The 24408-nt window shown below is 68.1% G+C and carries 22 protein-coding genes; 12 read left to right on the top strand and 10 right to left on the bottom strand.

Annotation, left to right across the window (positions count from 1 at the left end; all coding sequences use genetic code 11):
* Nucleotides 1-92: 92 nt before the first annotated feature.
* The 8 genes from ACOZ32_RS08765 (at nucleotide 93) to ACOZ32_RS08730 (ending at nucleotide 8325) form a co-directional block, all read left to right on the top strand.
* Nucleotides 93-572 (top strand): DUF5793 family protein, encoded by a 480-nt coding sequence (locus tag ACOZ32_RS08765; RefSeq protein ID WP_010902637.1) that lies wholly within the window; start codon nucleotides 93-95, stop codon nucleotides 570-572.
* Between the two features lie 45 nt (nucleotides 573-617).
* Nucleotides 618-2000 carry a phosphopentomutase/phosphoglucosamine mutase gene (locus ACOZ32_RS08760; RefSeq protein ID WP_424335141.1) on the top strand — a complete coding sequence of 461 codons (1383 nt, stop codon included), beginning with the start codon at nucleotides 618-620 and terminating at the stop codon, nucleotides 1998-2000.
* 102 nt (nucleotides 2001-2102) lie between these two features.
* Nucleotides 2103-3152 (top strand): BMP family lipoprotein, encoded by a 1050-nt coding sequence (locus ACOZ32_RS08755; RefSeq protein WP_424335140.1) that lies wholly within the window; start codon nucleotides 2103-2105, stop codon nucleotides 3150-3152.
* Between the two features lie 24 nt (nucleotides 3153-3176).
* The gene (locus ACOZ32_RS08750) at nucleotides 3177-4697 is read left to right on the top strand and encodes an ABC transporter ATP-binding protein (RefSeq protein WP_010902634.1); all 1521 of its coding nucleotides are present in this window, start codon (nucleotides 3177-3179) and stop codon (nucleotides 4695-4697) included.
* Nucleotides 4694-5917 carry an ABC transporter permease gene (locus ACOZ32_RS08745; protein WP_010902633.1) on the top strand — a complete coding sequence of 408 codons (1224 nt, stop codon included), beginning with the start codon at nucleotides 4694-4696 and terminating at the stop codon, nucleotides 5915-5917. Before ACOZ32_RS08750 ends, ACOZ32_RS08745 begins: the two co-directional genes overlap by 4 nt.
* On the top strand, nucleotides 5910-6995 hold the full coding sequence (locus ACOZ32_RS08740; RefSeq protein ID WP_136361262.1) for an ABC transporter permease: 1086 nt from the start codon (nucleotides 5910-5912) through the stop codon (nucleotides 6993-6995). Before ACOZ32_RS08745 ends, ACOZ32_RS08740 begins: the two co-directional genes overlap by 8 nt.
* Nucleotides 6996-7045: 50 nt before the next feature.
* Complete coding sequence (gene cdd, locus ACOZ32_RS08735; RefSeq protein ID WP_010902631.1) at nucleotides 7046-7450, top strand: cytidine deaminase; 405 nt, start codon at nucleotides 7046-7048, stop codon at nucleotides 7448-7450.
* Nucleotides 7451-7503: 53 nt separating this feature from the next.
* Complete coding sequence (locus ACOZ32_RS08730) at nucleotides 7504-8325, top strand: nucleoside phosphorylase (protein ID WP_010902630.1); 822 nt, start codon at nucleotides 7504-7506, stop codon at nucleotides 8323-8325.
* Here the strand turns inward: ACOZ32_RS08730 and ACOZ32_RS08725 are convergent.
* The 6 genes from ACOZ32_RS08725 to gyrB all read right to left on the bottom strand — a co-directional run bounded on the left by ACOZ32_RS08725 (nucleotide 8322) and on the right by gyrB (nucleotide 15312).
* The gene (locus ACOZ32_RS08725; RefSeq protein ID WP_205251669.1) at nucleotides 8322-8843 is read right to left on the bottom strand and encodes a GrpB family protein; all 522 of its coding nucleotides are present in this window, start codon (nucleotides 8841-8843) and stop codon (nucleotides 8322-8324) included. The two genes, ACOZ32_RS08730 and ACOZ32_RS08725, sit on opposite strands and share 4 nt — an antisense overlap.
* Nucleotides 8843-8998 carry a hypothetical protein gene (locus ACOZ32_RS08720; RefSeq protein WP_205251668.1) on the bottom strand — a complete coding sequence of 52 codons (156 nt, stop codon included), beginning with the start codon at nucleotides 8996-8998 and terminating at the stop codon, nucleotides 8843-8845. Before ACOZ32_RS08720 ends, ACOZ32_RS08725 begins: the two co-directional genes overlap by 1 nt.
* Before the next feature lie 42 nt (nucleotides 8999-9040).
* On the bottom strand, nucleotides 9041-10210 hold the full coding sequence (locus ACOZ32_RS08715; protein WP_205251667.1) for an NAD(P)/FAD-dependent oxidoreductase: 1170 nt from the start codon (nucleotides 10208-10210) through the stop codon (nucleotides 9041-9043).
* Nucleotides 10211-10255: 45 nt separating this feature from the next.
* Nucleotides 10256-10789 carry an Rrf2 family transcriptional regulator gene (locus tag ACOZ32_RS08710; protein WP_010902626.1) on the bottom strand — a complete coding sequence of 178 codons (534 nt, stop codon included), beginning with the start codon at nucleotides 10787-10789 and terminating at the stop codon, nucleotides 10256-10258.
* Nucleotides 10790-10922: 133 nt separating this feature from the next.
* Entirely contained in the window at nucleotides 10923-13397 is a 2475-nt protein-coding gene (gyrA, locus tag ACOZ32_RS08705) for a DNA gyrase subunit A (RefSeq protein WP_205251666.1), read from the bottom strand.
* A gap of 1 nt (nucleotide 13398) precedes the next feature.
* A complete protein-coding gene (gyrB, locus tag ACOZ32_RS08700; RefSeq protein WP_205251665.1) occupies nucleotides 13399-15312 on the bottom strand; it encodes a DNA topoisomerase (ATP-hydrolyzing) subunit B in 1914 nt (637 codons plus the stop codon).
* Between the two features lie 140 nt (nucleotides 15313-15452).
* Between gyrB and ACOZ32_RS08695 the strand changes: the two genes are divergently transcribed.
* On the top strand, nucleotides 15453-17867 hold the full coding sequence (locus ACOZ32_RS08695; RefSeq protein ID WP_205251664.1) for a DNA topoisomerase VI subunit B: 2415 nt from the start codon (nucleotides 15453-15455) through the stop codon (nucleotides 17865-17867).
* Nucleotides 17864-18964 (top strand): DNA topoisomerase IV subunit A, encoded by a 1101-nt coding sequence (locus ACOZ32_RS08690; RefSeq protein ID WP_010902622.1) that lies wholly within the window; start codon nucleotides 17864-17866, stop codon nucleotides 18962-18964. Before ACOZ32_RS08695 ends, ACOZ32_RS08690 begins: the two co-directional genes overlap by 4 nt.
* On the opposite strand, the gene ACOZ32_RS08685 is transcribed toward ACOZ32_RS08690, so the two are convergent.
* From ACOZ32_RS08685 to psmB, 4 genes are all read right to left on the bottom strand, one after another.
* Entirely contained in the window at nucleotides 18915-19709 is a 795-nt protein-coding gene (locus ACOZ32_RS08685; protein WP_205251663.1) for an MBL fold metallo-hydrolase, read from the bottom strand. The genes ACOZ32_RS08690 and ACOZ32_RS08685 overlap by 50 nt on opposite strands.
* Before the next feature lie 65 nt (nucleotides 19710-19774).
* Nucleotides 19775-20548, bottom strand: a complete 774-nt coding sequence (locus ACOZ32_RS08680) for an HAD-IIA family hydrolase (RefSeq protein WP_205251662.1) — start codon at nucleotides 20546-20548, stop codon at nucleotides 19775-19777.
* Nucleotides 20549-20602: 54 nt separating this feature from the next.
* On the bottom strand, nucleotides 20603-22288 hold the full coding sequence (gene ligA / locus ACOZ32_RS08675) for an ATP-dependent DNA ligase LigA (RefSeq protein WP_205251661.1): 1686 nt from the start codon (nucleotides 22286-22288) through the stop codon (nucleotides 20603-20605).
* A gap of 141 nt (nucleotides 22289-22429) precedes the next feature.
* Nucleotides 22430-23161 carry an archaeal proteasome endopeptidase complex subunit beta gene (gene psmB, locus ACOZ32_RS08670; RefSeq protein ID WP_012289244.1) on the bottom strand — a complete coding sequence of 244 codons (732 nt, stop codon included), beginning with the start codon at nucleotides 23159-23161 and terminating at the stop codon, nucleotides 22430-22432.
* A gap of 234 nt (nucleotides 23162-23395) precedes the next feature.
* Here psmB and ACOZ32_RS08665 point away from each other — a divergent pair, with 234 nt between their 5' ends.
* On the top strand, nucleotides 23396-23761 hold the full coding sequence (locus ACOZ32_RS08665; protein WP_010902617.1) for a DUF555 domain-containing protein: 366 nt from the start codon (nucleotides 23396-23398) through the stop codon (nucleotides 23759-23761).
* A gap of 40 nt (nucleotides 23762-23801) precedes the next feature.
* Nucleotides 23802-24341 (top strand): helix-turn-helix domain-containing protein, encoded by a 540-nt coding sequence (locus tag ACOZ32_RS08660; protein ID WP_010902616.1) that lies wholly within the window; start codon nucleotides 23802-23804, stop codon nucleotides 24339-24341.
* The last annotated feature ends 67 nt before the right edge of the window (nucleotides 24342-24408 follow it).

The following is a 24408-nucleotide window of genomic DNA, read 5'->3' as shown; positions in this document are numbered from 1 at the left end:
CACGCGATCACTCCCGCTGGGGAAGTCCGGGGTTGCTGTCAGCGAACGAGCGTTACGTTCATTTCCCTGTCCGCCCAAAACGCATGTAGGGAATGCGCCGGGATTATTTCGAACTCGACGTGTCAAACGTCGACTGGGTTGCGAACGGCGGCAAACCGAAACAGCCGACGGTCGTGATCGAGTTCACGGGCGATACTGACGCGCTCCGGGACCGCCTCACCGACACCACGGGGGCGGTACTGGAAGCCACGGAGACGGACGCGGCGTTCCGGCTCACGGACGCCGCCGACGACACCGACGCCGCGGGCGTCGTTTCGGTCACGAACCGCGTCACCGGTGATTTCATCCTCGAACTGAACGTCGCCGCCGACGACGTCACACAGTTCGTCCGTGCCGCCCGGCGGTACGGCGAATCCGACGCCGCACGCGACGCCGACGGGCGGTACCGCGTCGAGATCCGGGTCGACGGCACGGAGCTGGTTGTCCACGAGAAAGCCACGTTCCTCGTCTACAGCAGCGACGGCGACCTCCTGCGGGGGCGCAGCCTGATCCCCAGCGGTGTCGAACTCTAACCCCAGATAGGGATAGCTAAGTGTGCGGGCGCGCTGGCGTCGCGCATGGACGACACCGACGACGGTCGTGTCGAGCTGTTCGGGACGGCAGGAATCAGGGGGGACGCGGTCGAGACGGTCACGCCACAGCTGGCCCTGGCTGTCGGCACCGCCGCCGCAACCACCGCGCCCGGCGACACGCCGGAGTTCGTCGTCTCCCGGGACGGCCGCGAAACCGGCCCGGCACTGATCGCCGCGGTCACTGCGGGGCTGGCCGCCGGCGGTGCGCGCGTGATCCGCGGCGGCGTGTTACCGACCCCGGCGCTGGCGTACGCGAGCCGGGGGCGACGCGGCATCCAGGTGACCGCCAGCCACAACCCGCCGTCGGACAACGGCATCAAGCTGTTTGCGGACGGCCGGGAGTACGACAGCGACGCCGAGCGCGCCATCGAAACGCGGGTGGCGGCTGACACGGAGTACGCCGCGTGGGTGGAGTGGGGCAGCGCGGAGTCGGCGACGGTGCGCCCCGACTACCGGGCGGCCGTCGAGGCGTTCGCGCGCGACCACGGCGCGCCCCTCGACGGGACCACGGTCGCGGTGGACTGTGGCAACGGCGTCGCTGCGGTCGCCACCCCCCACGTCCTGCGGGCGCTCGGCGCGCACGTCGTCACGCTGAACGCCAACGTCGACGGGCATTTCCCCGGGCGGCCGAGCAAACCAACGCCCGAGACGGTCACCGACCTTCGGGAGTTCGTCGCCACCGGTGACGCGGCGTTCGGGATCGCCCACGACGGCGACGCCGACCGCATCGTCATCGTCGACGGCGACGGCGACATCGTCCACGAGGACACCATCGTCGCGATCCTCGCCGACCACTACACGCGGACCAGCGACGCCGCCGATCCGGTCGTGGTGACCACGCCGAACGCCAGCGGCCGCATCGACGACCGGGTCACGGCGGCCGGCGGACGCGTCGAGCGCGTCCAGTTGGGGGCGCTCCACGAGGGCATCGCCGCGGCCCGCGACGACGGCGGCGACGTCGTGTTCGCGGCCGAACCCTGGAAGCATATCCACACCGCGTTCGGCGGTTGGATCGACGGCGTCACGTCCGCCGCAGTGCTGTCGCGGCTGGTCGCCGACGCCGGCGGTCTCGCGCCGCTCCGCGATCCGGTGACAGAGCGCCCCTACCGGAAGGTCAGCGTCGACTGCCCGGACGAGAAGAAAGCCGCCGTGATGGACGCCGTCGCGGACCGGCTGCCCGACGCCCACCCGGACGCCGACGTGGAAACCGAGTACGGCGTCCGGCTCGCGTTCGCCGACGGATCCTGGACGCTGGTGCGCCCCAGCGGGACCGAACCGTACGTCCGCGTGTACGCCGAGAGCAGCGACGTCGACGAGCTCGTCGACGCCGTTACCGACGTCGTGGCGTCGACCGTCAGCGACGTCTGATCGCGTCGCGGACAACAGCCACACACATATGTCGAAATCGGCCACAGTAGCTGGCGAAAGCGGCACGTTTATCATAACTTGTCACCCTCAACATTGGCACGCATGGCCGATTTCGACCGACGGGAATTCCTGAAACTAGCGGGGGGAACAGTTGGCGCATCGCTGGTCGCAGGTTGTAGTAGTGGCGGCGGCGGCGGCGACACCACGAAGGTCGGCACGGTGTACGGGACTGGGGGTCTCGGCGACGGCTCGTTCAACGACCAAGCCAAACAAGGCCTCGAACGGGCGAAAAAAGAGCTGGACATCACGTACGAGGAGTCCCAGCCGGAGAACAACTCCGAGTTCGCAACCGACCAACAGCAGTACGCCCAGGACGGCAGCTTCGATCTGGTGAACTGTGTGGGGTACGCACAGAAGGACGCACTGGCGACGAACGCCGCTGACTTCCCCGACCAGCGGTGGGCGCTCGTCGACGAAACCGTCGACCAGGACAACGTCGCGAGCTACCGGTTCCGCGAGGAAGCGGGCTCCTACCTCGTGGGCGAGCTGGCGGGGCTGCTCACCCAGCGCGAGTTCAGCGCGGGCAGCGGCGCGACCAACCCCGACGCCGCCACGGTCGGGTTCGTGGGCGGCATAGAAACCCCGCTCATCAAGAAGTTCGAGGCCGGGTTCACCGCCGGCGTGAACGACGTCAGCGAGGACATCGACGTGCTGTCGTCGTACGTCGGCAGCTTCAACGACCCGTCGGCGGGCCAGTCACAGGCACGGTCGATGTTCAACTCCGGGGCGGACATCATCTACCACGCGTCCGCTGCGACCGGCGATGGCGTGTTCCGCGCCGCACAGGACATCGGCCGGTTCGCCATCGGCGTGGACCGCGATCAGTCGGTCACCAAGTCTGATTTCGCCGACGTCGTCCTCGCGAGCATGGTCAAGCGCGTCGACACCGCCGTCTACGACGCCATCAACGCGGTCGCCAACGGGAACTTCGCGGGCGGGGAGACGACCCGCCTCGGGCTCGAAGACGACGGCGTCGTGGCGGTCTACGGCGACCAGCTCGGCGCCGAGATCCCGCAGTCGGTCAAAGACGCCGTCTCGAAGAGTCGCACTGAACTCATCGCCGGGGACATCGACGTCCCGACGGAGCCGTAGCCGCACCGACACCCGACCACACTGATGACTTCGATTTCCCTGTCGGGAATCACGAAGCGATTTCCCGGCGTCGTGGCCAACGACGACGTCACGCTGACCGTCGAAGAGGGAACCGTCCACGCGCTGCTCGGCGAGAACGGCGCTGGCAAAACCACACTGATGAACGTCCTCTACGGGCTGTACGAGCCCGACGAAGGGACGGTGTCCGTAGACGGCACCGAACGGGCGTTCGACTCGCCCCGGGACGCCATCGACGCGGGCATCGGGATGATCCACCAGCATTTCATGCTCGTGGACTCGATGACCGTCGCCGAGAACGTCGTCCTGGGCAACGAACCCCGAAAGTGGCGGGGGCTGCGCGTGGACCGCGAGGCCGCTCGGGCCGCCGTCGACGACCTCTGTGACCGGTACGGCTTCGACGTGGACCCCACCGCACGCGTCGCGGACGTCAGCGTCGGCGTCCAGCAGCGCGTCGAAATCCTGAAAGCCCTCTACCGGGGGGCTGACGTGCTCATCCTCGACGAACCGACCGCTGTGCTCACACCCCAGGAGGTGGATGACCTCTTCGAGGTGCTCGGGGAACTCACCGCCGAGGGGAAGACGATCATCTTCATCACGCACAAGCTCGGGGAGGCGCTGCACGCCGCCGACGACGTGACCGTTCTGCGTGACGGCAAGACCGTCGGCGCACTGCCGACCGCGGACACCACCCGCGAAGAGCTCGCCGAGCTGATGGTCGGACGCGAGGTCTTACTCGACATCGACGCCGACGCCGGCACGCCCGGCGACACGGTGCTCGACGTGGACTCGCTCACGGTGACCGACGGGGACGGCATCGACCGCGTCGCCGACGTGTCCATGCGCGTTCGCGCCGGAGAAGTGTACGGCATCGCGGGCGTCGACGGCAACGGGCAGGCCGAACTCGTCGAAGCGATCACCGGGCTGCGCGTCCCCGACGCCGGGGCCGTGACCTTCGACGGCGAGGACGTGACCCAGCGTTCCCGCCGCCACCACATCGAGGCCGGGATGGCGTACGTGCCCGAGGACCGCCACGAGCGCGGCCTCGTGATGGATTCGGACCTCGTTGCCAACGGCATCCTCGGGAGCCAGCGCGCCCCCGCGTTCACCACCGGGAGCCGCATCGACTGGCAGTCGGCGCGCACGCACGCCACCGACGTCATCGACACCTACGACGTGCGGCCGCGCGACGCCGACGCCACCGCCGCCTCGCTGTCCGGGGGCAACCAACAGAAGTTCATCGTGGGCCGCGAGTTCGAACGCGACCCCGATCTCGTCGTCGTCATGCATCCGACGCGGGGCGTCGACATCGGCTCGACGGAGTTCATCCGCGAGCGCCTGCTTGAGCTCCGCGACGAGGGGACTGCGGTGCTGTTGGTGTCCTCGAAACTCGACGAAGTGACGAGCCTCTCGGACCGCCTCGCGGTGCTGTACGAGGGCCGCGTCATGGACGAAGTCGACCCCGACACCGTGACCGAAGAAGCACTCGGCCTCCTGATGGCCGGCCAACACCCGGAGGAACAATGAGCCAGGACACACCACGATGGCGGCGCGCGATCGCCCGGCTTGTCGACGCATCGGTGAAAGAACGCCTCGTCATCAGCGTCGCCGCGCTCGTGCTCGCGGTCGCCGTCGGCTTCGTGATCGTCACGCTCGCCGGGTTGGCGGCCTCGTGCACCACGCACCCCACCATCTTCGGCGTGCGGACGCCGTCGTGTTACGATCCGTTTGCGGTCTACAGCGAGCTGTTCCTCGGCGCGATCGGCCACCCCGAGCAGGTGTTGTTCGGGACCGGCACCTGGACGCCCCTGGATTTCCGGGTGGCGTCGCTGCTCCGGTCCACGACGCTGCTGGTGTTCACCGGGCTCGCGGTCGCGGTGTCGTTCCGCGCGGGCATGTTCAACATCGGGGTGCAGGGGCAGTTGCTCCTGGGCGCGCTCGCCGCCGCACTCGCCACCGTTTACGCCGCCCCACTCGTTCCGGGTGGCGTTGTCGGGACGCTCGTGCTCGTCCCCGTCGGCATCGTCGCGGGCGCACTCGCGGGCGGCGTCTGGGGAGCGATCCCCGGCGCGCTGAAAGCGTACGCCGACGCCAACGAGGTGATCACCACGATCATGCTGAACTTCGTGGCCGCCAACCTCGCGTACGTCGCGGTGTCGACGTGGTTCACGCCCGCCGACAGCTCGCTGGTGCAGACCGCCACCATTCCGGCCGCCGCCCGGATCCCCAACGTCCCCTTCGGGTTCCAACCACGGGACAACTTCAGCCTCCTCGGCCTGCTGTTCGCGGTGGCGCTCGTCGTCGGCGTCGCGTATCTGCTCGCGCGCACCTCGTTCGGGTACGACCTCCGCACCAGCGGCTCGCAGCCCGAGGCGGCCGCCTACGGCGGCGTCAAGGAGAAACGCACGATGGTCACGAGCATGGGCATTTCGGGCGCGCTCGGGGGTATTTCGGGCGCGATGCTCGTGCTGATGGTACAGGGGCGGTGGCTCTCGAACCTCCCACAGCTCGGGTTCGACGGCATCACCGTCTCCATCCTCGCCGGCAACAACCCGCTCGGCGTCGGGTTCGCCGCGCTCCTGTTCGGCGTGCTCAAAAGCGGGTCCGCTGCCATCGGGTTCGGGACGAACGTTCCGCCGGCGCTGGTGGACGTGCTCCGCGGACTCATCATCCTGTTCGTCGCGATGCCCGAGTTCTTCAGGCTGCTTGGCGGCCGCCTCGGCGTCGGGGGTGACGTCGATGCGTAAGCCGGACCGCGGCACCCTCATGGCCGCGCTCGGCGGGCTCGCCGCCGTCGTCGTCGCGCTCGGCGTGGTGTTCCCGGGCAGCGTCGCCGGGGAACTCCTCGGCATCGCGTCCCGCCCAATCATGGCGGAGATCGCGCTCCGGCTCGCGGTCCCCATCACGCTGGCGGCGCTGGGCGGCATCTTCGCCGAGAAGTCGGGCGTCATCAATATCGGCCTGGAGGGACTGCTCATCATCTCCTCGTTCACCGCGGTGCTCGTCGCGTGGGCGCTGGGCGGAACCACCAGCGCCGCGCTGTGGACCGGGTTCGCGGGCGGCGTCCTCGCAAGCGTGTTGCTCGCGGGGCTGTTCGCGGTGGTCTGCATCAAGTACGAGGCCGACCAGATCATCGCCGGGCTCGCGGTGTGGCTGGTGGCGCTCGGGCTCGCCCCGTTCGCGTCCTCGGTCGTGTTCGGCGGCAAGAACACGACCTCGATCAACCGCTTCAGCGAGTGGACGGTGCCGGTCCTCCACGACGCGTTCGTGAACTCCGGCGTCGGCATCCTGTCGTACGTCGGCCACGTGCTGTTGCGCGCCAACCCCATCGTCTACCTGATGTTCGGCGCGGTCGCGGTGTCGTGGTACGTGCTCAACCACACCGCCTTCGGGCGGTGGGTGGAGGCCTCCGGGGAGAACCCCAACGCCCTCGACACCGCGGGCGTGAACGTGCATCGCGTCCGGTACGCGAGCGTGCTCGTCTCGGGGCTGCTGTCCGGCATGGGCGGCGCGGCGCTCTCGGTCGGACACGTCGGGTCGTTCGTCGGCAACGGCACCACGATGATCGACGGCAAGGGCTTCATCGCGATCGCCACCTACCTCTTCGGGAACTACAACCCCTTGGGGACGTTCGGGGCCGCGATGCTGTTCTCCGGGCTGGAATCACTCCAGATCGGCATCCAGCAGTTCACGCCCTACGAGGTGCCCTCCCAGCTGATCCAAGTCATTCCCTACGTCACGGTCGTCGTGGTGCTCGTGCTCGTGGGTCGCACCCGGATCCCGGAGGCGGCCGGCGAGTACTACGAGTCCGGCGACGACCGCTGACCCGCGCCGGGAACACCGGACTCTTGTCCGTGCTCGAACTGTCATGTGGTATGGACACCGATGACCTCCTTGCGGCGGCCCGTGACGCAACCGCGGCCGCCCACGTTCCGTACTCCGAGTACAAGGTCGGGGCCGCACTGGACACCGCAAGCGGCGCGGTCTACACGGGCTGCAACATCGAGAACGCGAACTACTCGAACAGCCTGCACGCCGAGGAGGTCGCCGTCGGGAAGGCGGTCAGCGCCGGCGACACCGACTTCCAGCGCCTCGCGGTCACGTCGAGCCAGCGGGACGCGGTGACGCCGTGTGGCATGTGCCGCCAGACGCTCGCGGAGTTCGCCGCCGACGACCTCACGATCCTCTGTGACAGCGGCGACGACACCGCCGGCGTGGTCACGTACACGCTCGGCGAGCTGCTGCCGGACACCATCACGGCGTCGAACCTGGACGCGTAGCGCAGCGGGCGCGAACACCAAGACACTTTGCGGGCGCACATCGAAGCGGGTGTATGCCCGGAACGAGCGAGGACCCCAACGACGAGGTCCAATACCACCTGGAAGTCGCCGCCGAGGACATCGCTGACGCCGTGTTGTTGCCGGGGAACCCGGAGCGAGTCGACACCATCACGCCGCTGTGGGACGACCACGAGGAGATGGCCCACCACCGCGAATACCGCACCGCGACCGGCGCGTACGACGGCACGCCGATCTCCGTCACGTCGACGGGCATCGGCTCCCCGTCGGCCGCCATCGCCGTCGAAGAACTCGCGCGGGCGGGCGCTGACACGTTCATCCGCGTCGGATCGTGTGGCGCGCTCCAGGCCGACATGGAACCCGGCGACCTGGTCATCACGCGCGGCGCGGTCCGTCAAGAGGGCACGACCGACGAGTACGTGCGCGAGGACTACCCGGCAGTCGCCGATCACGAAGTCGTCGCCGCGCTGATCGCCGCCGCCGAACGCCTCGGCCACGACTACCACGTCGGGCTCACGATGTCTGCGGACTCCTTCTACGCCGGCCAGGGCCGCGACGGCTTCGAGGGGTTCCGCGCGCCCGGCGCCGACGCAATGCTCGACGAACTCCGCGACGCGAACGTGAAGAACATCGAGATGGAGGCCGCCGCCATCTGCACGCTCGCGAACGTCTACGGCCTGCGCGCCGGTGCCGTCTGCTCGGTGTTCGCGAACCGCGAGACCGGCGAGTTCCTCACCGAGGGCGAATCCACCGCTTCGGAAACGGCGAGCCTGGCGGTCCACCTGCTCGCGAAAATGGACCAGCGGAAGGCGGCGGCAGGCGTCGACCAGTGGCACGCTGGCATGAGCCTCGACTAATCCGAGTCCACGAGCGCTAGCATGCGCTCGATGGACGCACTCTTCGCCGCCGTGTACGCGCGCCGGTCGTCGGCGTGTTCGGCCGCCAGTTCGCGTTTCAACTCGGCGTACTCCTCGCGGCGGTCGGGGCTGCTGCGGAGGGCGTCCCGGAACGCGATCTGCTCGCGATAACAGTCGCTGTCCCGAGTGACCAGCGAGAGGTAATGCGTGCGCTCCGAGCGCGGCCCCTTCGCGAGGAACACGCGATCGGGCACGTCGTCGTTCGGCCGGTGCTCGTAGCCGTGAGCCGCCAGCACCACGGCGAGGTCGTCGGCAGTCGAGTCGTCGTCAACGACGGCGAGCACGTCGATGACGGGTTTCGCTGGCAGGCCGTCGACGGCGGTGCTACCCACGTGCTGGAAGTCCAGCACCCGGTCGCCGACGAGTTCGCGGAGGCGCTGGGCCTCGCGCTTGTAGGCGTCGTGCCACGCCGAGTCGTGGGGTTCCAGTTCGACCGTGTCGCGCGCTAACCCGACCATCACTCACGCGGCCCGGCGTCGTCCGAAACGAAAACGCTGTCTTGATCTGAGAAGTACACGTCAAGCGCTCGGAGCGCGCCGATGTAGGCACCGAACGAAACGAGTGTTACCGAGACGAGCGCACCGAACGCGAGTCCAACTAGGCCGGAGGGCATACCGGTGCTTCGTCGTGCCGGTACTCGAAAGTTACTGTTCGATTACAGTGCGTCCCACGCCTTCATCGCGCGCGACCACGACGTGATCTTCGCGATCCAGCGCGCCGCCGCGCCCTTCTTCAGCACTTTCGCCGGCATGTTCCCGAACGTCCGGATCGGCGCTGCGATCCCGCTCATCTCCACGTCGTGTGCGATCGCCGTCTCACCCACCGACACCAGGGTGCCCTGGTCCTCGTAGGTCCACGTCTCCAACGGTCGCCCCTCCATGGCGCGCGCGACGTTGCGCGCGACCACGTCGGCGGCCTGCCAGGCGGCCTGCGCCGTCGGCGGCGCGACGTCGTCACCGCCCTGGGAGATCATCGAACAGTCACCCACGGCGAACACGCGTTCGTCGTCGGCTTGTAGCGTCGACGACGCCTGTAGGCGGTTGTGCTCGGCGTCCATCTCCACGTCGCTGAGCTCGCTCGGCCCGGTGACGCCGCCGGTCCACACGAACACGTCGTAGTCGAGGCTGTCCCGCTCGTCGAACTCGATGGCGTCCTCGGACGCCGCCGTGATCGGGTCGTCGGTGAGGATGGTCACGCCAGCGTCCTCCAACCGGTGGCGGAGCGCGCCCTGGATCTCGCTGTCGCCCGGCGGGAAGATCTCCGGCAGCGCCTCCACGAGCGTGACATCGATCGGCGCGTTGTGGCGGTCGCGGAACTCCGCGACCTCGCCCGCGCTCTGGATGCCGGACAGCCCCGCGCCGCCGATGACGACGTTCGCCGGGTCGTCACGGGTCGCGTCCTGGGCGGCCTCCCGGACCTGCTCGTGGATCTCCATGGCGTCGTCGAGGCTCTTCAGCGTCAGTGGGTGTTCGGCCATCCCCTCGATGCCGTAGGTTGCGGTCTCCGAGCCGATGCCGACGACGAGATAATCGTACGCGACGTCGTCGCCGTCCGCAAGCGAGACGCTGCGCTCGTCGGTGTCGATGTCCGTGACCGAATCCTCGATGAACTCCGTGGTTCGGGATTTGATGTCCTCGACGGGGATCGTGATCTTCTCCTGGACGCCCGGATCACGGATCACCCGGTGGGCCTCGTGCAACACGAGGTGGTAGTCCGTGTCGGCCACCCAGACGAGTTCCGCGTCCGGGCCGAGTTCGGACTCGAGCCCTGCGATTGCCCCCGCACCAGCGTACCCCGCACCGAGAACAACGACTCGCGTGGTCATAGCCAGGATTCGGTGGGCCGGTGATACAAAGCCTGCGATAGTGACTCAGTGCGCCGGTTCGTCTGCCGGGGCTTCCATCGCGTCGATCTTCAGGATGACGACGCCTTTCGCGTCGTCTTTCCCGTCGACAGTGCCTGACACCTGGAGTTTCGACAGCGGGGTCGGTCCAACGATCACGCTGTCGCCGTCGTGGATGTCCCGGATGGAGCCACGGAAGTGGACTTCTGCCCGACACAGCTCGGGGTGGTGGACGCTCGTCAGGTTCACTTTCTTGACGTTCACGTCGGTGATGTCCTCGCCCTCGTGGGTCACGGGCACCTCGGCCGCCGAGTCGAGTTGCTGGATGTCGAGCGCCTCGTAGGCGTCGACTGTTGGCTTGTATCCACCTTTCGGCCCCGGGACACCCTCGACGAGCTGGAGTGCTTTCAGGCTCTGCATCTGGTTCCGGATCGTCCCCGGGTTGCGGTCGACCTCATCGGCGATCGCCTCGCCTTTCACCGCGGTCTCCTGTTGGGTGTAGCGGTCGACGAGCGCGCGAAGGACGGTCTTCTGGCTAGCGGTCAGCTCGATTGATGACATGCCGTGGCGTTCGCCGCAGACGCACTTCAAACCCGCGATGGTGTTGATTCCAGTTTATTCGCGGGGCAGCCATCCACACGCTCCTGAAACAGTCTCCCGGGCGGCGGCGTTCGCGAGCGCGGTCGCCGTGGCGCTACTCTTCGCCGTCGGCCTGGTCGGCGGCGCGCACGGAGACCCCCGCAACCTCGTCGCCCGACCCGACGGCCATGATGTTGACGCCCTTCGTGTTCCGGCCCACCGTCGAGATCTCGTCGACGGGCATCTGGATGATCTGGCCGTCCGCGCTCATCACGACGAGACTGTCGTCGTCGCCGACCGCGTCGACGGAGACGACGTCGCCGTTCCGGTCGCCCGTCTTGATGTCCACCAGCCCCTTGCCGTTCCGGGACTGGGAGCGATACTCGCCGATGCGGGTGCGCTTGCCGTAGCCGAACTCGGTGACCGTCAGGAGGCTGCGGTCGTCCTCGGATTCGACCGCGGCGACGCCGGCGATCCGGTCGGCCGCGTCCAGATCCATGCCGCGAACGCCGCGCGCGTTGCGCCCCATCGCGCGCACGTCGCCCTCGTCGAAGCGGATCGCCATCCCCGCCTCGCTGCCGAGGATCACGTCGTGGCTGCCGTCGGTCACCTCGACGTCCGCGAGCGCGTCGCCGTCCTCCAGGTCGATGGCGATGATCCCCGTCGAGAGGATGTTCCCGAACTCGCCGACGCTGGTGCGCTTGACGTAGCCGTTCCGGGTCGCCATCGTGAGATACTCGTCGTCGGCCTCGAAGTCGAGGTCGTCGGCGGTGACGACCGCCGAGATCTCCTCTCCGTCGTCGAGATCGAGGATGTTCACCGCCGACGTTCCCCGCGCCGTTCGAGACATCTCCGGCACCTGATAGACCTTCAGTCGGTAGACCTGGCCCTGGTCGGTGAAACACAGCAGGTAGTCGTGGGTGCTCGCCGTGAACACCGTCGAGACGCGGTCGCCGTCCTTCAGATCGGAGCCGATGATCCCCTTCCCGCCGCGGTGCTGGGCGTCGAACGTCTCCGCGGGCACGCGCTTGATGTAGTCGCCCTCGCTGAGCACCACCACCGTGTCCTCCTCCGGGATGAGGTCCTCGTCGGCCACCGTGCCCGTGTCCTCGATGAACGACGTGCGGCGCTCGTCGGCGTACTGGGTTTTGATCTCCCGGAGCTCGTCTTTGATCACGTCGAGGAGCTCCTGCTCGCTGCCGAGGATCTCTTCGAGGCGCTCGATGCGCGCGGTCACGTCCTCGTACTCGGATTCGATGTCCGCCGCCTCCATGGACGTCAGGCTGCCCAGTTGCATCCGCACGATGTGGTCGGCCTGGTCCTGCGAGAAGTCGAACGCCGACTTCAGCGTCTCCTTGGCGGCGTCGCGGTCCTCGGCGTCCTGGATCAGCTCGACGACCTCGTCCGCGTTCTCCAAGGCCGTCAGCCGGCCGTCGAGGATGTGTGCGCGGTCCTCTGCCTCCCCCAGGTCGTGTTCGCTGCGGCGGCGCACGACCTCCTTGCGGTGGCTGACGTACTCCGCGAGCAGCTCTTTCAGCGTCAACACCTTCGGCTCGCCGTCGACGAGCGCGAGGTTGATGACGCTGAACGTCTTCTCGAGGTGGCTCTCGAGCAGCCGGTTCTCCACGACGTCGGTGTTGGCCTTCTGCTTGAGGTCGATGACGATGCGGACGCCGTTGCGGTCGGACTCGTCCCGCAGGTCCGTGATCCCCTCCAGCTTGCCGTCCCTGACGTCGTCGGCGATGCGCTCGACCAGCGTTGACTTGTTCTGCTGGTAGGGCAGCTCCGTGATGACGATGCTGTCCCTGCGGCCGTTGCTCTCGACGTGGTATTCGGCGCGCATTCGCACGCGACCCCGGCCCGTCTGGTAGGCCTGCTTGACGTCCGCCCGCCCGACGATGTTTGCGGCCGTCGGGAAGTCCGGGCCCTTCACGTACTCCATCAGATCCAGAACCGTGCAGTCGGGGGTGTCGATGAGGTGGATGGTGGCGTCGATGACCTCCCCGAGGTTGTGCGGCGGGACGTTCGTCGACATGCCGACGGCGATGCCCGACGAGCCGTTCACCAGCAGGTTGGGGAACGACGACGGCAACACCGCCGGCTCGGTCAGGCGGTCGTCGTAGTTGGCCTGGAACGCGACGGTGTCTTTCTCGATGTCGGTCAGCAGCTCCTCGGCGATGGGGGCCATCCGGGCCTCCGTGTACCGCATCGCTGCGGCCGGGTCGCCGTCGACGCTGCCGAAGTTCCCCTGGCCGTCGACCAGCGGATACCGCATCGAGAAGTCCTGGGCCATCCGCACCAGCGCGTCGTAGATCGGCGAGTCGCCGTGTGGGTGGTAATCACCCATGGTGTCCCCGACGATGTTCGATGACTTCCGGTGGCCCGACCCGCTTGTCACGCCGGACTCGTGCATCGCGTAGAGGATGCGACGATGCACGGGCTTGAGGCCGTCCCGGACGTCCGGGAGCGCGCGCCCCGCGATGACGCTCATCGCGTAGTCGATGTACGACTGCTCCATCTCCTCGTCCACGCGCACGTTCTTCACTCGATCCGCCACGTCGTCGGGTACGTCTGGTGATTCGGAACTCATCTTAGATGTCGACCCATTCGGCGTCGCCGGCGCGCTCCTGAATGAACTGTTTGCGTGGTTCGACGGCGTCCCCCATCAACACGGAGAACATCTTGTCCGCGGCCGCCGCGTCCTCGACGGTGATGCGCTTGAGGATGCGGTTCTCGGGGTCCATCGTGGTGTCCCAGAGCTGCTGGGGGTTCATCTCTCCGAGGCCCTTGAACCGCTGGACCTGCGTGGGGTTGCCGTTGCACTGCTCCTCGACGATGCGCTCGCGGTCGGCCTCCGTCATCGCGTCGTAGGTGTCCCCGCGGTATCGGATCCGGTACAGCGGCGGCTGGGCGGCGTAGACGTATCCCGCCTCCAGCAGCGGCTTCATGTGCCGATAGAAGAACGTCAACAGCAGCGTGCGGATGTGCGCGCCGTCGACGTCGGCGTCGGTCATCATGATGATGTTCTCGTAGCGCAGCTCGTCGATGTCGAACTCGTCGCCGATGCCGGTGCCAAGCGCCGTGATGATGTGGCGGAGTTCGTCGTGTTCGAGGATCCGGTCGAGGCGGTGTTTCTCGACGTTCAGGATCTTCCCCCCGAGCGGGAGGATCGCCTGAAACCCGGGGTTGCGGCCCTGTTTCGCGGAGCCGCCGGCGGAGTCGCCCTCGACCACGAACAGCTCGGCGTCTTCGGGGGCTTTGCTCTGGCAGTCCGCCAGCTTCCCCGGGAGGCTCGTGGAGCCCAGCGCGGACTTCCGGCGCGTGAGCTCCTCGGCTTTCTTGGCTGCTTTTCGGGCTTTCGCGGCTTCGACGGCCGTCCGCACGACCGCCTTGGCGGTGGCGGGGTTCTCCTCGAAATACGTCCCCAGGCCGTCGTTGACGGCGCGCTCGACGATGCCCCGGACTTCGCTGTTCCCGAGTTTGGTCTTGGTCTGGCCCTCGAACTGGGGGTCGGGGTGTTTGACGGAGATGACCGCAGTCAGCCCCTCCCGGATGTCGTCGCCGGTGAGGTTCTCGCCGTCGAGTTCCGACAGCAGGCTGTTGTCGTTGGCGTAGTCGTTGACGGTGCGCGTGAGCGCCGTCTTGAACCCAGTGAGATGCGTGCCACCCTCCCGCGTGTTGATGTTGTTCGCGAACGCGTGCGTCGACGACTGGACGTCCTCGGAGGCCTGCATGGCGATCTCGACGGAGATGCCGTCGTCCTCACCCTGGAAGTAGATGACGTCGTCGTGCAGCGCATTGCGGGTCTCGTTGAGGTATTCGACGAACTCCCGGATGCCGCCCTCGTACTCGAAGGTGGACTGCGTGGGCTCGTCGCCGCGCTCGTCGGTGAGCGTGATCTCGACGCCGGAGTTCAGGAACGCCAGCTCACGCAGCCGGTTTTCGAGCGTGGAGAAGTCGTACGCTGTCGTCTCGAAGATCTCGCTGTCCGGACGGAACCGGATGAGCGTCCCGGAGTCGTCGCTATCCCCGACGTGTTGGAGGTCGGTAACCGGTTCGCCGCGCTCGAACTGCTCGCGGTACCGCGCGCCGTCCCGGGAGACTTCCACCGCGAGGCGCTCGGAGAGGGCGTTCACCACGGAGACGCCGACACCGTGTAGGCCGCCGGACACCTGGTAGGACTTCGCGTCGAACTTCCCGCCGGCGTGCAACACAGTGAGAATGACTTCCACCGCCGGTCGGTCGTACTCCTCGTGGGTGGCCACCGGGATCCCACGGCCGTCGTCGGTGACGCTCACCGAGCCGTCGTCGTGCAGCGTTACGTCGATTCGATCACAGTACCCTGCAAGCGCCTCGTCGATGGAGTTGTCCACGACCTCGTAGACGAGATGATGCAGACCACGAGCGTCAGTGGAACCAATGTACATCGCTGGCCGCTTCTGGACGGCTTCGAGCCCCTCCAGAACCTGAATTTGGCCAGCGCTGTACTCGCTTTGATCAGACATGAACGTTAGACCACAGTAGACGGTCGGGTGGTAAAAAAGGCTCGCACGCGTGTGCGCGTGTGCCGACTGTGGGCCCGGTTTCACTTTCACCCCGGCACCGCTGGTGTTTTAGCCGCTGGTCGTGAACCACGGGACACTGAATGACGTCGTTCCAGTCGACACTCGACGACGACGAGGACGGCATCGCGGAGGAGCTTGCCGCGAGCCAGCGCGAGATCTCCGTCGCCGAGTTCTTCGAGAAGAACAAGCACATGCTGGGCTTCGACTCCGGAGCCCGGGGGCTCGTCACGGCCGTCAAAGAAGCCGTGGACAACGCCCTCGACGCCACCGAGGAGGCGGGCATCCTCCCCGACATCTACGTCGAAATCTCGGAGGGACGAGACTACTACACCCTCATCGTGGAGGACAACGGGCCGGGCATCACCAACGCACAGATCCCGAAGATCTTCGGGAAGCTGCTGTACGGGTCGCGGTTCCACGCCCGCGAGCAGAGCCGCGGCCAACAGGGCATCGGGATCTCCGCGGCGGTCCTGTATTCGCAGCTGACGTCGGGGAAGCCGGTGCGCATCGAGAGCCGGACCCAGGACTCCGAGACCGCCAACGTCTACGAGCTCATCATCGACACCGACACCAACGAGCCGGAGATCAGCGCTGAAACGGAGGTTTCGGCCGCGAAAAGCGACCTCCGGGGGACGCATGGCACGCGCATCGAGATGGCCCTCGACGCGAACATGCGGGCTCGCGGGCAGCTCCACGACTACATCAAACACACGGCGGTCGTGAACCCACACGCCCGCATCGAGTTACAGGAGCCCGGCGGCGAGCTCAAATCAGAGCGCGCCGAGGAGGCCAGCCTGCCCGCCGAAACCGACGAAATCCTCCCCCACCCGCACGGCGTCGAGCTCGGCACGCTCATCAAGATGCTGGCGGAGACGGATTCACACTCCGTCTCGGGGTTCCTGCAGTCGGAGTTCACGCGCGTCGGCTCCAAGACCGCCACCGGCATCATCGACGCGTTCCGCGACGAGCATTTCGGCCGTGAGATGCGGTGGCGGCCGCCCGCCGACGCCGACCTCGAAGCGACGGTGGCCGACGCCGTTGCGAACAAGGACGCCACACACACGGCCGTGTTCGCGCGGACGGTCGCCGACGCCGTCCGGGACGCCGACAGCATCGCGCCCGCCGAGTTGGGGGCGCTCGTCGCGGACGCAGCCGCCGACGCACAGGACGACACCGGCACGTCGTTCGGCGAGACCGTGCAGGCGAACGTCGTGGCCGCCGTCCGGGACGCGCTCACCAGTGACCGCGTCGCCGACGTGCTCGGCCCGGTCGATGAGGCGACGACCGTCCAGAAAGACGACGCCACCGTACGCGGGCTCGCCGAGCGGATCGCCGCGAAGTTCGAGTCCGATGGTGACACCGACCGCGTCACGCGGGACACCCTCGACGAATACGTCTTCCGGGCCGCCGAGAACACCGCCGAGTACGCCGACGCCACGATCGGTGAGACGGCCCGCGAGAACGTCGCCGACGCGCTCTGGGCGCGCATGGCAACGGTGCCCGACGACCCCCCGAACACGAGCGCGCTCGCCGACGACCGCGACGCGGCCAGCGACCTGCTGGCGGCGATGGCGTCGGTCAGCGTGATGGCCCCGCCGACGTCGTGTCTGTCGCCGATCGAAGCCGACCAACTGGAGGCCGGGCTGCGCACGGAGTTCGACGCCGACTTCTACGCGGCGGCCACGCGGGACGCCGACGTGCACGGCGGCGATCCGTTCATCGTCGAAGCCGGCATCGCGTACGGCGGCGACATCGACAGCGAGGGCGGCGTCCAGCTGATGCGGTTCGCGAACCGCGTGCCCCTCGTCTACCAACGGGGCGCGTGCGCCACCACCGACGTGCTCGGGGACATCGGGTGGCGCAACTACAACCTCAGCCAGCCCGGCGGCTCGGGGCTGCCACAGGGGCCGGCGGTCATCATGGTGCACGTCGCCTCGACGAACGTGCCGTTCACGAGCGAATCCAAGGACGCCATCGCCAACGTGCCCGAGATCGAGGCCGAGATCGAGCTGGCGGTCCGGGAGGCCGCCCGCGAGCTGAAATCCTTCCTGCAGAAGCGCCAGTCGATGCGGAAACGCCAACAGAAACAGGACGTCATCATGGACATCCTGCCGACGATGGCCGAAAAAGTCGGCGAGCTGACCGGCCGCGGCGGCGTCGACGTGTCGGACTCGCTTGCCCGCATCATGAACAACGTGCTCGTCGAGCGTGCGCGCAGCGACGACGGGCAAACGGTGACGCTGCGCGTGGAGAACCACGGCACCGGGAGCGTGGACGTCGATGTCACCGACATCGTCTCCGCGGAACCCGACGGCGTCGGCGACGACGCCAGCGTCGTGGCGATGGACGACGAATACTTCGTGAAGTGGACGCCCGCTGTGGCCGGCGACGACGCCGCGGAGCTGACGTACAGCGTCGACGCTGACGCGGACTGCGAGCTCTCCGTATCGGGCGTTGCGGACGCACGACTCACCGTATCCGAGGCTGACACATGAGCGAGACACACACCTCCGACGAGACCGAGGCCCGCGACCAGTTGCTGGCGATCGCCGAGCAGTTCTACGACCAGTTCGCCGACGGCGACATCCCCCGGATGTCGCTGCCGACGCGCTCGAAATCCAACATCGAGTACGACGAGGACGCCGACGTCTGGGTGTACGGTGACAGCCAGTCGACGCGCTCGGCGAACTCGGTCCGTGGCGCTCGGAAACTGTTGAAATCCGTCTACACGGTCGATTTCCTCGCCCAGCAACTCGACGAGGGGCGGTCGTCGACGCTGCGTGAACTCTACTACCTCTCGGAGTCCTGGGACGAGGCCGAAGCCCAGTTCAACGACCAAAGCGAGAGCGACAAGCTCGTCGAAGACCTCGAAATCGTCTCCGGGGTGAAACGGGAGGACTTCCACATGCGCCCCGAGGAGTCCGGCGCGAAGGTCATGGGGCCGCTGCGGCTGCGCGAGCAGACCCGGCGGGGCGACCGCGAGATCCACTGCCAGGAGGACGTCGGGCAGGGCGGCTACCAGATCCCGAACAACCCGGACACGATCGACTTTCTCGACACCGACGCCGACTTCGTGCTCTGCGTGGAGACCGGTGGGATGCGCGACCGGCTCGTGGAGAACGGCTTCGACGACGACTACAACGCCATCGTCGTTCACCTCGGCGGCCAGCCCGCCCGCGCCACCAGGCGGCTCACCAAGCGCCTCCACGACGAACTCGACCTCCCGGTGACCGTGTTCACCGACGGCGACCCGTGGTCGTATCGCATCTACGGCTCCGTCGCCTACGGTTCGATCAAGTCCGCACACCTCTCGGAGTATCTCGCCACCCCGCAGGCGCAGTTCATCGGCATCCGCCCCCAGGACATCGTCGACTACGACCTGCCGACGGACCCGCTGAGCGACTCCGACGTCAACGCCCTCGAATCGGAGCTCGAGGACCCCCGGTTCCAGAGTGACTTCTGGACCGAGCAGATCGGCCTCCAGTTGGACATCGACAAGAAGGCCGAACAGCAGGCACTGGCGTCCCGCGGCCTGGACTTCGTCACGGACACCTACCTCCCCGAGCGCCTCGCTGAGATGGGCGTGCTGTAGACGCCTGTTCGTCAAGCGCCACCGGCACCCCGCTGCTCGCCACGGCGCTGGCGAACCTGCGGCCGTCGCCGGTCAGGCGCTCGACGGTGTTGTAATGGATCGGCACAGCCAGCGCCGGGTCGAGCCGATCGGCGAGGTCCGCGGCCTCCGTTTCTCCCATCGTGATGCGGCGGCTGATCGGTGCCAGCAACACGTCGCAGTCGATGGCGTCGTGGCTGGCGAGGGCGTCGGAGGCACCCGGCCAGAAGACCGTCGTGTCCCCGCGGGTGAGCGTGTACCCGCAGCCGACGCCGGGTGGGTGTAGGGACGTGCCGCCGGGCTCGTCGGGTGCCGTCTGGGCCTCGGTCACGGTGAGCGCGACGCCGGCGGCTCGCTGGCGGGCCCCGTACTCGACGCGCCTGACGTCGTAGTCCAGGGCGTCGACCGGTGTGACATCCCGGCTGGTGGTGGCGGCGTCGATCGCGTCGTAGACGACGACCGTCGCGTCCGCGCTGGCGACGCGCGCGATGCCGTGGGGGTCGTAGTGGTGGGCGTGCGTGATCACGACGAGATCGCCGTCCTGGGCGCGGTACTCCGCCCCCGGCGGGTGCTCGTGCGCCCCCTCGAAGCCGCCGGGCGTCCACTCGCCGGTGAGCACGCCGTACCGGCCGGGATCGGTGTAGGCGACGGTGCCGTCCGCCCACTCGATGCGCGTGGTCGCGTACCCGAGCCAATCAACGGTCACGCCGGCGGCAGTGACTGTCATAGCGTCGTGTACGCTCGGTGTGGATAAATGGCCGGCCGTGATTCCCAGCGCGTTGGCCACCGGGGTTACGCGATCAGCCGCCCGATCTCGCCCAGCGAATCGAGGACGTGGTCGGGCTGAGCGTGAGCGGGCGCGGCGGCGTCGACGCCCGTGCGAACCAGCGCCGTCGTCATCCCGGCGGCCGCACCCAACGCCACGTCCGTGTCCGGTCGGTCGCCGACGACCAGACACTCCGCCGGCGGGACGCCGAGGCGGTCGACCGCGAGCCGCGCAGTCGTCTCGGAGGGTTTGCCGAGCACCGCGTCCGGGTCGCGCTCGGCAACACCCGCGACGGCCTGCACGATCGCCCCCGACCCCGGTTTGGCTCCGTCCGCGGCCGGGATCGTGATGTCTGGGTCCGTGCCGACGAGCGCCGTGGTGCCGTCCGCGAACGCGTCGACCGCGGCCTGGAGGTCCTGAAAGCCGAACGCCGGGTCGAACCCGGCGACGACCACGTCGGCGGCCACCGGATCGGCGGTGATGGCGACGCCGGCGGCGCGCAGTTGGGCCGTGATCGCGTCCGCGGCGATGGGGTACACTGCCGCGCCGTCGTGGGATCGCTGGAGGTACGTGATCGTCGCGTCGGTCGCGGTCAGTACCTCACTCGGGGTGGCGTCGACGCCGAGGCCCTCCAGGCGGGCGGCGTGCTCGCTGGCCGGTCGCATGGGGTTGTTCGTCAGGAACAACACCGCGTTGGCGTGCTCGCGGAGCGCGGCGACGCCCGCCTCGGCACCGGGCAGCAGCGTGTCTCCACGGAGGACTGTCCCATCCAGGTCCAGAACGACGCCACGGTAGGTCACGTGGGTAGTGTGGGCGCGTGGGCGTGAAGGTCTTTGGTCAGTGCGGGGCGGCTGTCACTGCTGTTGCTGGGCGGCGAGCCGCTCGACGCGCTCGATGGTGTCGGCCGTCGCCGGGGTTTTGTCCTCGCGGACGGAGACGAACCGCGGGAACCGCAACGCGTACCCCGAGGAGTACGTCGGCGACGCCTGGATCTCCTCGTAGCCGACTTCGAGAACCACCGCCGGCTCGATGTCGACCGTCTGGCCGTCCTCGCTGCGGACGTGTGGCTCCAGGCGGTCGCTGAGGGCCGCAAGCTCCTCGTCTGTCAGCCCGGTGGCGACCTTCCCGATGGTCTCGAAGCCGTCGCCGGCGGCGTCCCGCGCGGACAACAGGAACGTCCCCAGCACTGACGCGCGGCGGCCTTCCCCCCACTCCGCGCCGGTCACGACCAGATCCAGCGTCTCCACGTCGGGCTTGCGCTTCAGCCAGTCTTTCCCGCGGTCGCCGGGCGTGTACGGGGCGGCCGGGTTCTTCAGCATGATGCCCTCGTGGCCGCCCTCCAGCGCGGCCGCCTCGAAGGCCGCGATCTCGTCGGCGTCGTCGGTCACGAGCACCTCCGAGACCGCCGACGCGTCGTCGACCACCGAGCGCAGTCGCCGGTGGCGGTCGGAAAACGGCGCGTCCAGTAGGTCCTCGCCGCCGTCGGCGCTCGGCGCGTGCAGGCAGTCGAACGCGTGCAGTTCCACGCTGATCTCCTCGCGCATCGCGGCCACGTCGTGCTTGCGGCGGAACCGCTTGAGGATCTCCTGGAACGGCAGTGGGTCGCCGTCCTCGTCGGCCGCGACGGCCTCACCGTCTATGATCACGGGGGCCGTGACGTTGTTCTCGACGAACTCCACGAGCTCCGGGAGCGCCCCGGTCACGTTCTCCATGTTCCGCGAGTACAGCACCACGTCGTCCCCGTCGTAGTGCACCTGGACGCGTGCGCCGTCGAATTTCGTTTCGACGGCGGCCTCGCGCCACTCGTCGAGGGCGTCCGTGACCGTGCCGGCCTGCGCGAGCATCGCCTGCACGGGGCGGCCCACCTCCAGCCCCATCGCGTCCAGCGCGTCGGTGCCGCTGTCGCGTGCGGTTTCGGCCACGAGGCCGTAGTCGTTCGACACCTGGAGGGCGCGCTGCACGGCCGCAGTCGGCACGTCGAACGCCTCAGCGATGGCGTCCCGGACGGCCCCCTCGCCGACGCCGATGCGCATCTCACCCAACACCAGCCGCGCGAGGTATCGGGCTTCCCGGCTGGTACACTGGTTGAACAGCCCGAACAGGAGCGTGACTTTCTCGGACTGGCTCCCGTCGCCGGCGGCGGCCGCCAGGGCCGCGAGTTCGTCCGCAACACCGCTGACGGTGAGTCCGTCGGCGTGGTCGTCGCCGCCCCCGAACGCCGCGAGTCCGGTCTGTCCGCCGAGGGCCAGGCTGCCGGCGACGGCCCCGATGTCCCCGGTCTCGGCCAGTCGTGCCTCGATGTCGTCCGCGTCGACGTTCCGGCCCGCAGCCCGCGAGAGCGCCGTGTAACAGAGCTGTGGCCCGATGTCGAGTTTCGTCTCGGAGTGGGCGGGGAACACGCGTCCCTGGACGAACCGCGCGACGACATCGAGGTCGCTGTCGGCCGCGTCGAAGAGCTCCGCGACCAGCGCCACCACGTCGAGGTCGGCGTCGGTGGCTTCGATGTCGGCAGCGAACGTGGCGAACGAGCCGAACTTCATTGCGATAACGTAGCGACTAGTCGCGGATAAGCGGCGCGAACCGCGGCGACAGTGGAGAAACAGACGGCGGTGAGCCGCCAGGACACGGGCTGCCACGGCGAGCCCGCGCGGGGGCCGTCACACCGGCTCTGGGTCGGCGCGTTACAGGAGCGCGTCGAATTCCTTGTGGCCGACGGTCGTGAGGCCGTCGTGGGTGATCTTCGTGATGTGGATGCCGTTGCCCGAGGCGGTGTCGCGTTCGCTCGCGGACTTCACGGCGTGGGCGGCGACCTGTTCGGCGTCCGCCATCGTCAGATCCTCGCTGTACTCCTGTTCGAGCACACCCAGGGCGTACGGCATCCCCGAGCCCTGTGCGGTGTACGTGTCGGACATCGAACTGCCGGCGGGGTCGAGGCTGAAGACGTGACCGCCGTCGTCGTCGACGCCGCCCAGGATCGGGACGACGCGGAAGAACGGCCCGCCGCGCAGGAGGTTCGACGCCATCGTGGAGAGCGCGTCGATGGACATGTACTCGCCGCGCCGCGCCTCGTAGAGGTTCGCCTCGGCGCGCAGCGACCGAATGAAGCTCTGGGCGCCACCGACCGATCCCGAGATCGAGAGGGCGGCGTTGGGCTGGATCTCCTCGACTTTCTGGACGTTCTTGTTGGAGATGACGCGGCCGCCGAGGCTCGCGCGCATGTCCGACGCCATCAGCACGCCGTCCTGGGTGGTCAGACCGACGATCGTGGTGCCGGTCTTGTTGACGGTGTCCGAGCCGGCCTGCGAGCGGTCGCCCTCGGGGAGCGAGCCGACCTCCGGCTCGTAGGGGTTGGGCGTGTCGTCGAGTCGCGCCCGATTGCGGGCGAACTCAGAGCCGTTGTTCGGGTTGAACATTACCACTCGATACCAGCCCGGGACTGATAAAAGCATCTCTTCCGGGGATTCCGCGGGGCGTCCGAAACACCGGCTGATACGCCGTCTACCTGTGGGTTACACCGTCCGGGTGAGTTGGATGCAGCGCGGTGAGCGGTGAGATGACGACTGGCGGGCGGGAGACACAGTCTGGCGGCGGTCTCGTGAGCGTTCGGAACCACAAAGCACGACTTCCCCCGTCACGTCCACTGTGGTATGAGCAACTACGTCGTTGCGATGGAAGCTGCGTGGCTGGTCCGTGACGTCGAGAACTCCGACGACGCCATCGGCGTCGCCGTGAGCGAAGCCGGCAAACGACTGAACGACCAGGACCTCGATTACGTCGAGGTCGAGGCCGGCGTGACCGGCTGCCCTGCGTGTGGCGAGGGCCTCGATGCTGCGTTCCTGGCGGCCAACACCGCCCTCGTCGGGCTGGTGCTCGAACTCACCGTGTTCAACGCGGACAGCGACGAGCACGCCCAGCGCATCGCGAAAAGCGAGGTCGGGGGCGCGCTGCGTGACGTTCCCCTGGAAGTGATCGACGTCATCGAGGACGGCGACGCGCCGGCCGAGGAGGCGTAACCCCCGAAGACTTATTAATAACTCCTAGTTATCTGGGCGTGTGCATCTACCGACGCCCCAAGATCTCCGCGAGCGGCGGACCTCCCTCGATCTGACCCAAAGCGAGCTTGCCGACCGCGCGGACGTCTCCCAGCCGCTGATCGCGCGCATCGAAGGCGGTGACGTCGACCCGCGGCTCTCGACGCTTCGGCGCATCGTCGAAGCCCTCGAAGAAGCCGAAGGCGACGTGGTGCGGGCGGCAACACTCATGCACGCCGACCTCGTGAGCGTCGCCCCCGACGACGCCGTCAGCGACGCCGTTGCGCGCATGCAGAACGCCGGCTACTCCCAGCTGCCCGTCATCTCCAGCGGGGTCCCGGTGGGCTCGATCAGCGACAACGACATCGTCCACGCCGGCGAGGACGTCGGCGACCATGCCGTCCGCGAGGTGATGAGCGAGAGCTTCCCCACCGTGTCGGCGGACGCGACCCTCGACGAGATCTCCAGCCTCCTCGACCACTACAAGGCGGTGATGGTGACCGAAGACGGCGAAACCGTCGGCATCATCACCCAGGCGGACATCGCCGCCCGGATCAGTTGACCCGCCCGCCAACCCGGGGGTATCGACGGGGCGATGCCGGCTGAACGCGCCGTGTGGCCCCGCCAGC

It is taken from the genome of Halobacterium sp. MBLA0001, from assembly GCF_049705385.1.
Classification (GTDB): Archaea; Halobacteriota; Halobacteria; order Halobacteriales; family Halobacteriaceae; genus Halobacterium; species Halobacterium salinarum.
Note: the sequence above shows the minus strand (reverse complement) of the source record. Positions and strands in the feature narration are given on the sequence as shown.